Annotated in this window: 14 protein-coding genes; 4 read left to right on the top strand and 10 right to left on the bottom strand. The window is 29.8% G+C overall.

Going from position 1 to position 14553, the window contains the following annotated elements; translation table 11 throughout:
* The first annotated feature begins 45 nt into the window (after positions 1-45).
* A complete protein-coding gene (locus JAO71_RS10610) occupies positions 46-807 on the top strand; it encodes an MBL fold metallo-hydrolase (RefSeq protein ID WP_054850979.1) in 762 nt (253 codons plus the stop codon).
* Positions 808-821: 14 nt separating this feature from the next.
* Positions 822-1319, top strand: a complete 498-nt coding sequence (locus JAO71_RS10615) for a hydrolase (RefSeq protein ID WP_203000755.1) — start codon at positions 822-824, stop codon at positions 1317-1319.
* A gap of 105 nt (positions 1320-1424) precedes the next feature.
* Here the strand turns inward: JAO71_RS10615 and JAO71_RS10620 are convergent, their stop codons facing one another.
* From JAO71_RS10620 to JAO71_RS10635, 4 genes are read right to left on the bottom strand one after another with little or no spacing between them, the layout of a single operon-like run.
* A complete protein-coding gene (locus JAO71_RS10620; protein ID WP_116822667.1) occupies positions 1425-2072 on the bottom strand; it encodes an alpha/beta hydrolase in 648 nt (215 codons plus the stop codon).
* Entirely contained in the window at positions 2072-2404 is a 333-nt protein-coding gene (locus JAO71_RS10625) for a hypothetical protein (RefSeq protein WP_028289849.1), read from the bottom strand. The genes JAO71_RS10620 and JAO71_RS10625 overlap by 1 nt, the downstream gene beginning before the upstream one ends.
* A gap of 4 nt (positions 2405-2408) precedes the next feature.
* Positions 2409-3659, bottom strand: a complete 1251-nt coding sequence (locus tag JAO71_RS10630) for a dihydroorotase (RefSeq protein ID WP_203000757.1) — start codon at positions 3657-3659, stop codon at positions 2409-2411.
* On the bottom strand, positions 3656-5584 hold the full coding sequence (locus tag JAO71_RS10635; RefSeq protein ID WP_203000759.1) for a vWA domain-containing protein: 1929 nt from the start codon (positions 5582-5584) through the stop codon (positions 3656-3658). The genes JAO71_RS10630 and JAO71_RS10635 overlap by 4 nt, the downstream gene beginning before the upstream one ends.
* 154 nt (positions 5585-5738) lie before the next feature.
* On the opposite strand from JAO71_RS10635, the gene JAO71_RS10640 reads away from it, so the two are divergent.
* Both JAO71_RS10640 and JAO71_RS10645 read left to right on the top strand, forming a co-directional pair.
* Positions 5739-7634 (top strand): M61 family metallopeptidase, encoded by a 1896-nt coding sequence (locus JAO71_RS10640; protein WP_203000761.1) that lies wholly within the window; start codon positions 5739-5741, stop codon positions 7632-7634.
* Between the two features lie 105 nt (positions 7635-7739).
* Positions 7740-8063 carry a DUF6799 domain-containing protein gene (locus JAO71_RS10645; protein WP_116822671.1) on the top strand — a complete coding sequence of 108 codons (324 nt, stop codon included), beginning with the start codon at positions 7740-7742 and terminating at the stop codon, positions 8061-8063.
* A 49-nt stretch (positions 8064-8112) separates the two neighbouring features.
* Here JAO71_RS10645 and JAO71_RS10650 read toward each other — a convergent pair whose 3' ends face one another.
* The 6 genes from JAO71_RS10650 to JAO71_RS10675 are packed head-to-tail and all read right to left on the bottom strand — an operon-like array spanning position 8113 to position 14481.
* Entirely contained in the window at positions 8113-9306 is a 1194-nt protein-coding gene (locus JAO71_RS10650; RefSeq protein WP_203000763.1) for a sensor histidine kinase, read from the bottom strand.
* A gap of 57 nt (positions 9307-9363) precedes the next feature.
* Positions 9364-10128 carry a TIGR02757 family protein gene (locus JAO71_RS10655; RefSeq protein WP_203000765.1) on the bottom strand — a complete coding sequence of 255 codons (765 nt, stop codon included), beginning with the start codon at positions 10126-10128 and terminating at the stop codon, positions 9364-9366.
* An 11-nt stretch (positions 10129-10139) separates the two neighbouring features.
* A complete protein-coding gene (locus JAO71_RS10660; RefSeq protein WP_116822674.1) occupies positions 10140-10703 on the bottom strand; it encodes a hypothetical protein in 564 nt (187 codons plus the stop codon).
* Between the two features lie 57 nt (positions 10704-10760).
* Positions 10761-11306: a CPBP family intramembrane glutamic endopeptidase gene (locus tag JAO71_RS10665; protein WP_116822675.1), complete on the bottom strand. Its 546-nt coding sequence runs from the start codon at positions 11304-11306 to the stop codon at positions 10761-10763.
* A gap of 2 nt (positions 11307-11308) precedes the next feature.
* Positions 11309-11968, bottom strand: a complete 660-nt coding sequence (locus JAO71_RS10670; RefSeq protein WP_028607468.1) for an ABC transporter ATP-binding protein — start codon at positions 11966-11968, stop codon at positions 11309-11311.
* 59 nt (positions 11969-12027) lie between these two features.
* Positions 12028-14481, bottom strand: coding sequence for a DUF5916 domain-containing protein (locus JAO71_RS10675; RefSeq protein WP_203000767.1), 2454 nt, complete (start codon positions 14479-14481; stop codon positions 12028-12030).
* Between the last annotated feature and the right edge of the window lie 72 nt (positions 14482-14553).

Below are 14553 nucleotides of genomic sequence, written 5' to 3' on the forward strand. Positions count from 1 at the left end.
AGCAAACAAAAAAAATATTCTATTTTTGTGAGAAATCTTCAACCATTGAAAATAACATTTTTAGGCACAGGTACATCACAAGGAATTCCTATTATAGGAAGCACTCATCCTGTGTGTTTAAGCCAAAATCCTAAAGATAAAAGGTTGCGTGTTTCTATAATGATAGAGTGGGATAAAAATACATTTGTTATAGACTGTGGACCAGATTTTAGACAACAAATGTTACTTAATAATCCTACTAAAATTGATGCTTTATTATTTACACATGAGCATGCAGACCACACTGCTGGATTGGATGACATAAGACCATTTTGTTTTAGACAAGGCGAATTGCCGATTTATGCACATAAACGTGTGATTAACGAGCTTAAAAAGCGTTTTGAATATGTTTTTGAAACAGAAAATAGATATCCTGGAGCGCCAACAGTAGCTATTAATACTATTGAAAATAAGCCTTTTGAGATTAATAATAAAACAATTATTCCTATTGAAGGTTTGCATTATAAGCTTCAAGTATTTGGTTTTAGATTTGAAAATTTTGCTTATTTAACAGATTTTAAAACAATTACTGAAACCGAATTAGATAAACTTAAAAACTTAGATGTATTAGTTATAAATGCTTTGCGTATAGAAGCCCATATTTCGCATTTTAATCTAGAAGAAGCTTTAGCAATTATAAAAATATTACAACCTAAACGTACCTATTTAACACATATTAGTCATTTGTTAGGGTTCCATGAAGAAGTCCAAAAACAATTGCCAGATAACGTATATTTAGCTTACGATCAATTACAAATTACGATTTAAAAAAACTTAAAAAAATGAAGAACAAAATCTTTATGTACCTGTTTATTTTTACATTACTAATAGTAGTGTTTCAATATGTAAATTCTAAAAAAATATTAGAAGACAGTAGTAAACGTATTGAAGTTTTAAGAGTTAATAACGAATCCATGAAGGATTCTTTAACAACTTTAAATGATGAGTTATCAGATTTGTCATTGTTTGATTTACGTTACAACCAAGATGCAAAAGATTATTTTTATAACAAACAATTAGATACTGAAGCATTAATTCCGTTTTTAAAAAACGAATTGTATAAATTAAATGAAACCGATGGAGAACATCCTTTAATTCCTTTTGCTGCTTCAGAAGGTAGAAAATTACAATTTAACACCATAAAAATGTTAAATCACAGATGGATTGTTGCTGATTTTTCTGATGGTCAATTTTGGGGAGAATTACTAATACAATACTTTATAACTCCAGAACAAAATGTTGATTTTGAAGTGCTAGATTACCTTTTATATACTAGATAAGGTTAAGAAATATTTTTTCAATCTCAAAGATTCAAAATAAAAAATCCCTAATTAATAAATAAGCATTTATAATTAGGGATTTTTTTGATTATTTAATTGTAGTGTTTAAATCAAATTGACTAACCAATCTTTAAATTCGTAAAAATTTTGAGGAGCAACACCATGTCCAACCGGAAACTCGCTAAACTGATGTTTAATGTTTAATGCTTCTAAGAATTTTGGAGCTTGTCTTGCCCAATCCACAGGAATAACTTGGTCTACAGTACCATGTGATCCGTAAAAGTTAAGGTGTTTATAAGCCGAAGCATCTTTAGCAGTAAATAAATCTTCATTGACATAACCACTTAAAGCGATAATATTATTTACTTTTTCTGGGTATGTTAAAGCTACTGCATAGCTTAAAATACAACCTTGGCTAAACCCTAATAAGGATACACTATCTTTATTTACAGGATAGTTAGCAATAGCCTGATCTATAAATGTAGCTATTAAATCTCTAGATTCTATGGCTTGATCATTATCGCTCCATTTACCTTGTTCTGCATCAAAATTAATAGCATACCAGGCATTACCATAGGGTTGCATTGGGTAAGGTGCTCTAACAGATATTATAAATAATTCTTCTGGTAGCTCTGTTGTAAAGCTAAATAAGTCGTTTTCGTCACTACCATAACCATGAAACAAAATAAGTAAAGGTGCATTTTCTTTTAAAGACGATGGTCTTGTGATGTGATGTAAGTTAAAGTTTTCCATTATTTACCTAGTCCTTTAAAAATTTTTTGAAAAATTGGTCCAATAACCGGAATTGGTTTCATGGATCCATTAATAGCTGTCATTACACCTAAAAACAAAAGTGCTCCCATACTTATCCAAAATGCAATAGAGATTTGGAAGTTGTCAAATTGACTAACAAAATAGGCAATAAACATCCATAAAAGACATAAGCCTAACCCTTGTCTGTTATGAAAACTTGTAAATTCATTTTTCTTTTCTCCATTCATTATTATAGCAATAACGCTACCAATTATGGTTAAATAGCTAACGACTGCTAGTGTTTTTCCTTCTTCAATGGTGTTTTGATTCATTATATTATAAAACTGTTTTATTATTTGCGATTATTCCGTAGGCTTTTCCTTTTAATTCTTGACCTAAAAAGGCACTATTTTTAGATTTTGAAACAATATCACTTTCCGCGAAAGCGTATTTTAAATCAGGATTAAATAAAGTTAGGTTTGCTGCTTCACCTTCATTAATACTATTAATTTTTTGACCAAATCTAGTTTTTCCTTGTGTTAATAACTCAATAGCTTTTTTTGTAGAAACTACTGTATTTAAAGCTCCAAATGCACTTTCAAGTCCAATGGTGCCAAAAGCAGCATGATCAAATTCTACTTTTTTGTCTTCAATTGTTTTTGGATTATGATCACTTGTTACCATGTCTATGGTTCCGTCTTTTAAACCTTCAATTAAGGCATCAACATCCTTTTTTATCCTAAGTGGTGGATTGACTTTGTAATTGGTGTCAAATTGAACCAAAACATCGTCAGTTAAGCATAAGTTATGTATGGCAACACTACAGGTTACATCAAGTTTTTTGTTTTTGGCTTCTCTTATTAGAGCAACACTTTCAGCAGTTGAAATGGTTGGAATATGTAGTTTTCCTTCCGTATACTCAAGTAAAAATAAATCTCTAGCCACTTGCATAGCTTCAGCTAGATTAGGGCTTCCTTTTAAGCCTAAAGAGGTGCTTGTCAATTCTTCATTAACAATTCCTTTGCCAGATATTTTTGTTTCGATAGGAAAAGAGCAAACTAAACCATCAAAATTACTTGCATATTGCAGCGCTATTTTTAATAAATTAGGATTACTTATAGGTTTTTTGTAATCATAAAAAGCAACAGCTCCAGCGTTTTTCATATCAAATAATTCAGCTAAATCAATACTTTCACTGTGTCTAGTTAAAGCACCTATTGGTAGTAAGTTAACTGCATTGTTTTGAGCTTTAGATAGTACAAAAGCCACATTGGCATTGGTGTCTATAATTGGATTTGTGTTGGCTTGTACAGCCACACTTGTAAATCCAGATTTTGCTGCAGTTTTTAATCCATTAGCAATGGTTTCTCTATCTTCAAAACCAGGTTCTCCAAAACTAACACTACTATCAAACCAACCTTGTGAAACGTGTAAATTATCTAAGGTTATAGTTTTGTAATTGTTAGTATTATCAATGCTTTTAGCAATTTTAGTAATCTTACCTTTTTCGATTAAAATATCGCAAACTTGGTTATTAAATTTGCTAGAAGGATCAATTATTGTTGCTGTTTTTATTAAGGCGTTCATTTAAAGTATTTTAAGATGAGCATTTCTAAAATTAGTAACACGAGTCCCAAAATTACAAACCATTTCCATAATTCGTTAACTTTAGTATCGTTATTTATGTTATCTAAAACAGTAGTAATCGAGTTACTAACTGTTGCGTTATTATAATTATCAAGATTAAGGTAGTTTAAATTACTCTCGGTACGATTGTAATTGTAACTTACATTTTCCAATATTTTGGTTTTATCTTTAATATCGTAAATACCAGCTAATTCTGGTATGTCATTAGTTTTGATAAGGACTTTATTATTAAAATAATATTGTTCTGGGATGATTTTGTCATTACCATTAACTAAAGTTAAAACCGCATCTTGCTGTAAATTTGTAGCCACATCATAACTAGTATTTTGCCCAATGGTATAATATAATGTTGTTGTGTTTAAACTTTGCTTTGCTATGTTGTAAAACGTTGGAACAATTAAATTTATATTTTTAAAATTTGAATTATCCGTATTTATAGGAGCCGAAAAGACATATAAAGACTGGTTTTGTGATAAAAAAGATTTGTTATCTTCAAACTGTAAAATTGGTGTTGCTTTTAGATTTATCTGAGGAAAATAACGTTCTACTTTAGGATATTGAAAATTATCTACTCGTTTTTCAAATACACCATTAGCATACAGTGGATGCGCATAATTTATTGTTGTTATACGCTTTTGGTTAGCATTTATTGCGCTAAAAGGTGCAAAATTAAAACGCTGTAAAAAGGTGTTGTAATTATTAAGGTTTCCGTTTGTGTTTGGTATAAAAACAACCGAACCTCCTTGGTCTGTAAAAGCTTTTAAAGCAGTGGTTAGACTTTCTGGTAAAGCTTCAATTTCATTAATAACCACTAAATTTTGTGAGTCAAAAAGACTGTAATCTAGATTGTTTGTTGTTTTTGTAGTAAAAATGAATTCATCTTCTGTGAAAATTCGACTTAAATAACTGTCATTAGTATTACTAATAGCTAAAACGTTAATTTTTGAAGGCGAATTAATATTGAAATATAAGCTGTTGTCAAATTGTAATTGAGTATCTTCAATGGTTATTTTTCCTTTTGTAACTTGATCATTAGGAATAGTAAATACAGTGGACGCTTTTTGGTTTAAATCTACAGTTGCTTTGGATAATAAATTATCATTATTATAAATTGAAACTGGTAAAGTAATTTTTGATGTACTATTAGTCTTTAATATAACTGATAACTCTATATTATTTACTGTTTGTTTGGAAATATACAAACTATCAATACTTATATTACTTATACTTTCAGGTTTTAATTGCACTAAATTTACAGTTAGATTTGTATCTTTTTTAATAGTGAAATCAGTGTTTTTTTGCTGAAAATCTGAAATAAAAATCAAGTTTTTTACGGTATTATCTTGATTGTTAAATGTTTTTTTTGCTTTAAGTAAAGCTGCATTATAACTTAACTGATTAGAAGAATAATTAAGTTGTAATAAGTCGTTTTTAATAGCTTTAATTGTAGTATTTAAGTACGTTTCTGTATTTGTGACAATAGATAGGTTTTGGTTTTCAGGAAGGGTTTGTATTAAATCCTGAATAGCACGTTTTAATAATGGACCTTTAGCTCCTTTAGCTTGCAAACTAAACGAGTTGTCAAGATAAATAACAGTTTGTTTAGATGTATTGAATGCTTTTATTTTTGAAGTATAAGGTTGTGCAAAAGCTATAATAATAGCTGCTAATAAAAGTAAACGTGTTAATAGTATTAACCATTTTTTTATGGTAGCACTTTTACGAGTTTGTAATTGTACTTTTTTAAGAACATCAACATTGGTAAAGTACTCTTTTTGAAACTTTCTAAGTTGAAATAAATGGACAATAATAGGGATAAGCAGTAAGAAAAGCGCGTAAAGAAGTTCTGGGTTTTTAAACTGCATTAATTTTAAAGTTTGTCAAAGATAATAATTGCATTTATATAATAGCTATTCACAAAATAACATTTTAACAAAATCTTAATGTTTATATCATGTAACAAATTATACTTTTAAGCGTCTTTTATTATAAGACCATTAACAAACATAATAATTAATAATGAAAAAACTATTAGTAACTACTTTAGCAACAGGACTTTTATTAGTGGGTTGTAACAGTACAAAAACAACCGACAAATTGGCGTCACAAACTCCAATTGCAACATCCATTGACTTATCTAAAGTCGTTAATGATAAAGCTCCTGTAACCATTAATCCAGGACGTTTTACAACACAAACTGTAAATTACAGATTACCAAGGGTTGTACAAGGGACTTACTCTGTAAGTGATTTTGGAAAATATATTGACGATTTTAAAGCTTTTGATTATAAAGGTAACGAGTTGCCAACTACTAAAGTAGATACTAATACGTGGACTATAGCCAATGCTACACAGTTAGATTATATTACTTATAATGCAAACGATACATTTGATCAAGAAGCTAATTCTGGTGGTGGAATAGGAGGAGAAGTACCATTTTCTCCTGCTGGAACAAATATCGAGCCTACAAACTACGTTTTAAATTTACACGGATTTATTGGTTATTTTGATAGCCTTAAGGATAGTCAATATAGTTTAGACGTTACTGCACCAGTAGATTTTAAACGTACATCTGCATTACAAGAGACAGGTAAAACAACCAGTGAAGATGGTAAATTAGCAACTTCAAGTTATTTTGCACCAAGATATTTTGATATTACTGATAATCCAATGTTTTATGGAGAATTAGATGTTGAAGAATTTCAAGTTGGAGATATTAAAATTGTATTAAGTGTTTACTCGCCTAACAAAGTACATACAGCAGCAAGCATTAAAGAAGTAATGGAAAAAATGATGCAAGCTCAAAAAGCATATTTAGGAGACGTTAATAGTACACCACGTTATGATATCTATTTATATTTATCTGAAGGAAAGCCAGAATCACCTAAAGGATTTGGTGCATTAGAGCATCATACGTCTACAGTTGTAGTTTTAAGTGAAGATTCTCCTTTTGAAACTTTAGCCGAAAGCATGATAGATGTTGTATCTCATGAGTTTTTTCATATTGTAACACCTTTAAGTGTACACTCTGAAGATGTACACTATTTTGATTACAACCAACCAACATTTTCTAAACATTTATGGATGTATGAAGGTGTTACTGAATATTTTGCTACTTTATTTCAAGTAGATCAAGGTTTAGTAGATAATCAAGAGTTTTATGGAGATATTTTATCCAAAATACAAACATCTGCTAACTTAGATGATAGTATGAGTTTTACCGAAATGAGTGAAAATGTTTTGGATGAACCATATGCACCACAATATTATAACGTATACATGAAAGGAGCCTTAATAGGTATGTGTATTGACATTATTATGCGTGAAGAAAGCAACGGTAACAGAGGTATTTTATCTTTAATGAAAGAATTATCTAATAAATACGGAAAAAACAAACCGTTTGAAGACGATAAATTAATTGATGAAATTATCGCAATGACTTACCCAAGTGTTGGCGAATTTTTAAATACTCATGTTGTTGGAGGTACACCAATAGACTATTCTGTTTATTTTGAAAAAGTAGGATTAAAACTAGATTCTGGTCGTGTAAAAACTAATTATATCCAAAACGATGGAGCTTTAATTTTTACTCCAAATCGTGAAACTATGACTATTCCTTTTAGCGAAGCTGTAAAAGACAATAGCTTTTGGACAGAAAATGGAGTGTTACCAGGTGATGTTATAAAAACTGTTGATGGAGAAGCCTTAACTATGGGTTCTGCACAAAAGATATTAACTAATATGTACATGTGGCAACCAGGTAAAGATATTAATGTGGTTTTAGATAGAGCAGGAAAAGAGGTTGTTATCAAAACTAAATTAACACAGTCTTATACAACAGGAACTAAATTAAACGAAAATCCTGAAGCAACTTCTGCTCAAAAAGCAGCAAGACAAGCTTGGTTAAAAGGCTAAATATTTATTAAATAGTTTGGCACAAAAATTGAAATGTTTAATTTTAAACAATGATTTGTAGATACTTACATTTTAATTAAGATACAAACTTAAAAAAATATTACAATGAAAAACTTTATTATGATTGCTTTTGCTTTATTTTTAGGATTAAGCACAGTACAAGCACAAGACGCTAAACAAATTGAAGATGCAAACTACGTTATACTTTTAGATAGTAAAGTATATCATTACACTGCAACAGGTGTAGAACAGTTGCGTAAAGAGTTAAAATTAAATAACGGGACTTTAGTAAAAACTGATGGAACTTATATTACAGATAAAAAAACTTTAAAACTTGAAGATGGTCAATGTTTAGGTATGAGTGGAACATTGTATAAAGATCAAGAAACACTAAATAAAAAGCTTATTAAATACATGAAGCAATCATAGTATATAGAATTACTTATATCAAAAAGCCTAATCTTTAGATTAGGCTTTTTTATTTTTCTATAGTAAAAGTAAACGTACTTCCTTGATTTAATTGTGAGTTTAGACTTACGGTACCACCTAATTTTTTGACCAAATTTTTAACTGTAAATAAGCCAATACCTGTACCTTTTTTACCTTTAACGTCTGTTTGATTGTTGTTATTAAATAATTCAAAAACGTTTTCTTGTTGCTGTTTAGCTATACCATTACCATTGTCTTTTACTGTAAAAGTATAGTGTTTTTGATTTTCAGTAAAACTCAAATAAACTTCAGGATTAGCTTTATTATTATATTTTAAGCCATTATCAACTAGATTAATTAAAACTTGTGTAACAGCAGCAATATTAGTAAATATTTGGTTGCTATAAACTGTTGTTTTTAATTGGTTATCATTCAATAAAAGTATACGTTGTACCTCTTTAAACAAATCATTTACATTTATATAATCTTTGTCTTCATTTAATAACTCGTTAGATTTATAATGAATCAATATTCCGTCAATATAATTTTTTAAAGATTGGGCTGAGTCTTCAATATAGCCTAAAAATTCAGTAGACTCTTTAGTAAGCGTATTTTCTTTTTCTTCTTTTAATAAATCAGTTAAGGATACAATATTAGCTAAAGGAGATTTAAGATCATGAGACACATGACTAGCAAACTTATTAAGTTCGTTGTTTCTTTCAGTTAACTCTTGTTTAGTTTGATCTAACAACCTGTTGCTTAGCCTTAATTCGAATAAATTAATAACCTGTTTTGCAATGGTTTTTAATACTTGTTTTTGTGAGTCTGATAACTGTCTAGGTTTATGATCGTAGATACATAATGTGCCTAAAGGATAACCATTTTTGGTAATCAAGGGTACACCAGCATAAAATATTGTTTGATAAAGTTCAATAATTGGGTTGTCTTTAAATCTTGGGTCAATTCTAGCATCTTCGACTATAAAAATGTCATCTTGTAATATGGCATGACTACAGAATGAAGTATTTCGTGGTGTTTCATTAAAATCTATTCCATAGTGAGATTTAAAAAAATTACGATCTGCGTCTAAAATGGTAATTAATGAAATTGGAACATCAAAAATTGTAGATAATAAACTAGTAATATTATCAAAATCACTTTCTGGTAAGGTGTCCACTAATTTGTAATTGTTGACTTCAGATTGTCTTTCAATTTCATTAATTGGATAATCAGGTATTATCATTTGATCGTATTATTTTATAATAGTTACGTATACACTTAATAAGTTGGATTTAAGATACTAAAATTTTTCAAAGACACCTAAACCAAATAAGGCAAAATCATATTTAACTGGATCATTTACATCTAGTTGCCTTAAACTATTGTCTAATTGGGTTAAAGCTTTTCCATCATTTTGTATTCTGTCTAACAATCCTAGTTTACGTGCCACATTTCCAGAATGTACATCTAAAGGACAGGATAATTGAGCAGGAGAGAGGCTGTCCCAAAGCCCTAAATCTACTTTAGTGGTATTGGGTCTTACCATCCAACGTAAAAACATGTTAATGCGTTTTGCTGCACTATTTTTAAGAGGATCACTAATGTGTTTTTGGGTACGTGGTAAGTGTTCTATTTCAAAAAAAGTGTGTTTAAATTGATGGATAGATTGTTGCAAACTGTTTGATGTTGCATGTTTAGCAAAAACAGCTTCTAAACCATTATGGTTAGTGTAAATATGTTGTAAGCCTTTAATAAAGGTTATAAAATCTGCACCATTAAAAGTACGATGTACAAAGGTTTCAAGTTTTTCTAAATCAGATTCTTGATGATTCATCACAAAATCAAATGGAGATTGCTCTAATAAATCCATCATTTTATGACAATTATTTATAATGCTTTTACGGTTTCCCCAAGATATAGTTGCGCTTAAAAAACCTGCAATTTCTATATCTTCTTTTTTAGTGAATAAATGCGGAATTTGTATTGGATCACTATCAATAAATTGTGGCGTATTATATTGTTCTACTTTACTATCAAGAAACTCTTTAAGGTCTTGCTGTGTCATTTATTAATTGGTTACTGAATGATAAATGTATTTGAAGTTGTTGTAAAGATATTGCTATTTGAAGTTTCTATAGTTAATGTTAGCTTAAATTCTGTTTGTGACGGAATTGTTTCGTTAAAAATGAATAAGACATCATCTGGAGATTTTTGATGATTCATATTTGTTTCAGATGGATTGTAAAATTCTACTATATCCATAGTGTTTTCAATATCATAATATGAAAAACTCATTATTTGATTTAAGCTTTCTCCAGCTGCTATACCATTAATTTCAGTATTTGCTGTAATGTTTAGATTTGTTATTTGAGATTCATAAACATAAATATTATCAGGACAAGTTGTGGCTAATGCTGAATTAATATTAGTATTGGAAAACATAGATATATCCTCTAAATCATAGATTAAATTTAAATATAATACAAAGTCTTCAGTAGTTGTAACTTGTGAGTTGTCTGTTAAATTAACAATTTCAATAGATTGTAAATTAACTAGATAGGTTTTTTCTTTACAACAAGAGAATAGAAGGCATTGAATAGCTAGAAAGCATCCATAAACATACATTGATTTTTTTATCATAAAATTGTTTTTTACAAGATGCTAAAAGATGTATTTAGTTGCGTTTAAAAGTGTTAATTATTCTAATAATAATACAGCTGGAATAATTAAAATACCATTGTAACACGCGTGTAAAAGCATAGAGTATGTTAATCCTAATCTTACGCGTATGTAACCAAATACTAGACCTATAACTATTTGTGGAGCTACTAATAATGGTGAAAGTAACAATATTTGTGATGTTATTTCAAAATTAAAAATGTGTACATATCCAAACAGAATAGCCATTAGGTAAAACGCTATTTTAAAATACTTTGTACTAAATAAGGTTAGAGGACCTCTAAATATTAATTCTTCAATCACAGGAGCCATAATTACAGCAGTAAAAATTATAGTAAAAGGAGTTTCTTCCTCCATTAATTTATTAATCGCATGACTATCTTGACTGTATAAACCCAAACTTTCAAGTGCACCAATAAACAATCCAAATCCTAAGCCTAATAAAATACATATTGGAATTGCTGTAAAAACAATGATTAATTTTTGGGACGTTGTAACGTGTTTTAATTGTTTTAAACGCGGATTTTTAACATAGTTTAGTATGGAGTTAAATAATAGCTTCATAGTTATATAATGTTTCCGTCTACCATAGTTAATTTACGATCTGCTAAATTTGCTAAAGTTTTATTGTGTGTAACAATAACAAAGGTTTGTCCAAACTGGTCACGTAATTTAAAAAATAGGTTATGTAAATTTTCAGCACTTTCGCTATCTAAATTTCCAGAAGGTTCATCTGCAAAAATCAGTTCTGGATTATTCACTAAGGCTCTAGCTACAGCAACACGTTGTTGCTCTCCACCAGACAACTCGCTTGGTTTATGATTATAACGGTGTGATAAGCCTAGAAAATCAAGCAATTCTTTAGCTCTATTTTCAGCTTCGTTTTTATTAGTCCCTTTAATATAAGCTGGAATACAGACGTTTTCAACAGCGGTAAACTCTGGCAATAATTGATGAAACTGAAATATAAATCCTATATGATGATTTCTAAATTGTGCTAATTGTTTTTCGGTTAAACCAGTAATATCTTTACCGTTAATTTCTAGCTGACTTTCTTTTTTATTTTCAATAAAATCTAAAGTTCCTAAAATTTGTAATAAAGTTGTTTTTCCTGCTCCAGAAGCTCCTACAACACTTACAATTTCGCCTTTTTTGATATGAACATCAACACCTTTTAGTACGTGTAAATCTCCATAATATTTATGTATATTTTTTGCTTTAATCATAGTTATTTATAAAGAACGGAAATTACTACTTTATAAATTATTAGACAACAAATAATGGCTTAGCTTTGTTTTTTTAAGACGTTTTTAATATCGTTATAGTCAACAAAATAGACTAACCTTAATGAAACAGTGTTGCGTTGTTCTTGTTTAAATAAGTCTGATGTACTTTCAAACAAGTTAGCTTCAGAGTCGTTAGATAAGTTGAAAATCTGATTACGATATAAAGCTGTTAGTTGACTTCCAGGTGCAAATTGCCATGTGTAGCTCAAGTCTAAATTCCAAGTATTAAAATTAATGTCTGGATCGTAATCTGGATCACTATTTATAGTGTTTTTAGTGTAAATAGAAGACCGTTCTAGACGTCCATTATCCTGTAAAATATACATATCGTTATCATAAGTTACAGTACTTAAATAGTTTCTAAAACTTAAGGTTAAAGCATTAAACGAGTTGAAGTTGTAACTACCAGAAATACTTGCTGTCATGTCTACGCGATCACGTTGACCAAAAATAATCCTATCGTCAATATCTTGACCATTTACATAACCTCTGTCTGCTGTATAGTTGTCATAGTCAAAACCTAATACCATTAAAAACTTATCGTTAAATTTAAATCTTGGATTTAAACCAAACCAAATATTGTTAAAATTTTTGCGTGTGTCATTAAATAAACGTCCATAACCAAGATTAGCATCTAGAGCAAAAAACAAGTTGTAATTACTGGATATCCATGCGTTAGATTGTGCATAGTTTTCGGTAATAAAATAACTATTAAAGCCATTTCTAGGTTCAAAATAGTCATATTGTTTACCAAAATTAAAATTACCATTTATACCTAGATTGTGTAATGTTTTAGTTTGACCATTAAAGTTAAAACCAGTATTAGCACCTGTAAATGTATTTGGATTAGCCAGTTGGTTATAATTTATCCAAGTACCAAAATAAGTATTGTTAAAGGTTTTTCCTGGCTCAAAGGTACGATAGCTAACTTCTGCATTAAAATTGCTGTAATTATTTCTAAATAATATACCAAGGTCATTAATATCATAGTTTTCATCAGCATAATCATAAGTCGCGCTATAACGTAAATTACCACTATTTTTTCCTAATCCAACTCTTGCTGTATAGCCATTATCTTTTGATGCTACATCATTAAAGGTGCTCATTTTAACTTCTGCAATTGCTCCGTAAGTGTTTTGCTTGTTAACTAAATCTAATAATAATCCTGTTACATTAGCGTCTCTAAAATCACCATCTCTAGTTACATTAGTATTAATTAAGGTTACAGCAGAGTTTTTATTAAATTGTTGGTCTAAAACCATGATATTGTAATTGGCTAATGGCTCAATCACTTGGCTACGTTTTTGACCAGTTTCTGTATTAGTGATGTCTACTGTTGTTTTTTCTGTAATAGCATTAAAAAAACCAATACCTAAACCTTGCTTTGTACGACCAGAAACTTTTACAGCATTTAATAGTTGAACTTTTTCAGGAAACTCTTCAAAAGTTTCATTGTCTTGAAGATTTAATCTTCCTGAAGCACGATCTCCAATGCGTCTAGAGTAAAATAAGTTTCCTTTGCTAAAAAGGTCAACACCTTCAGTAAAAAATTGACGTTGTTCAGAAAATTGTTGTTCAAAAGGACCAAGGTTTAATTGTACATCATCAAAACCTGCTTGACTAAAGTCAGGTATTAATGTAGCATCTAAAGTTAAGTTTTCGGTTAAACCGTACTTAATATCCATTCCTGCAGCAAAATCGCTTTCGGTTTCACCATCAAAAGTACTAACTAATCCAGAAGCATATGGAAAAAAGCTTAATCTTGTAGGAGGACTAATGTTTTTAATCCCTTTTAATTCAGCGTTATAAAGTCCTGCATTACCTTTGGTAACATCAATTGGACTCCAAGTCATTTGTTCTCTAGTTTTACGATAATGTCTATGAAACTGAATTCCCCAAGTTGGATCTTCTTGTTGCGTAAAACGCAAAGCACGATATGGTATTTTAATTTCGACAATCCAACCGTCATCAACCATTTTGACACTACTTTCCCAAACTGCATTCCATCCAAAGTCTTCACCATAATTTGGGCTTTCAACAGCATCAGCTTGTGTACCAGAGCTAAAAACGAAAAATTCGGTATTATTTTGTGCATCATTATTTGGATTAAATATCAATCCAAAAAAATCAGCTTGACCAAAATTATCACGCTGTGTAAATTGGCGCATGATGTCTTCTTTTACATCATAACAATATGCAGCAACGTAGATCCCAGAATCGTCATATGTCATTTTAACAGATGTTCTTTTATTGTCTGGAGCAACATCACCAACATCAGGTTTAAACTCGGTAAAATTTGTTGCAATTTGTGCATCATTCCAAGCCTTGTCATCTAAAACTCCATCTATTTTAGGAGGATGGTCTGTGCGTTTAATTTGATACGTTGGTTTAACTTGTGCTAACGTTTGTAGTGATACAAAAATGACTGATAGTAAAGTGAAAAAAGATTTCATTTAATGTTTTGGTTGATGATTACTGAACTAAAGACTAACTATTTTTAGCATTGTTACAGTTTGATTTTGCAA

The organism is Olleya sediminilitoris (genome assembly GCF_016785945.1).
Taxonomy (GTDB): domain Bacteria; phylum Bacteroidota; class Bacteroidia; order Flavobacteriales; family Flavobacteriaceae; genus Olleya; species Olleya sediminilitoris.